This window comes from Methanobrevibacter filiformis (assembly GCF_001639265.1).
GTDB lineage: Archaea > Methanobacteriota > Methanobacteria > Methanobacteriales > Methanobacteriaceae > Methanacia > Methanacia filiformis.
This window is the reverse complement of sequence record NZ_LWMT01000217.1, coordinates 1-526: the sequence shown is the minus strand read 5'-3', so window position 1 is coordinate 526 and position 526 is coordinate 1. Positions and strand designations below refer to the sequence as shown.

At 27.0% G+C, this 526-nt stretch carries 1 protein-coding gene; it reads left to right on the top strand.

The genetic code is table 11. The features are described from left to right. A partial coding sequence (locus tag MBFIL_RS11315) for a hypothetical protein (RefSeq protein WP_169805507.1) occupies positions 1-526 on the top strand: 526 nt, incomplete at both ends.

Here is a 526-nt window from a genome sequence, read left to right as displayed (position 1 = left end):
TTAGTTGATGAATATAGAACAGATAAAATAGCTAGTTTATGCAAAACAGATATAATATTAAAAACATTTCTAAATGGTAAAACACCATCATCCACAACATTAAGCAGATTTTTATCAAACAGCAACTCCATTACCATCAAAAAAATATTTCTACACACATTACTCGTTTTAAATGACCACCATATCCTAAAATTTCTCCATATTTTCATTGACGGTACTGACGCATTAATTAAAGGATCTAAACACTACACCATCACACGTGATGAATTAAAAGCTTTAAAACTAATGAAAAAATGGAATTTACTACACAATAAAAGTAAAAATTCAATCCGAAGAATTAAAAAAGAACTAAAAATCAAAGAACAAGAATATAAAGAATATCCTGACGTTTTAGAAAGCATACAGATCATTAGAAAAAGAATCATGCTTTACAATAAAAATATGTCCCAACGTATAAATGAATTTGAAGATCGATTTAAGGAAATAGATAATGATTATGTTAGTATTACATTTCCTGAAGCTGTTA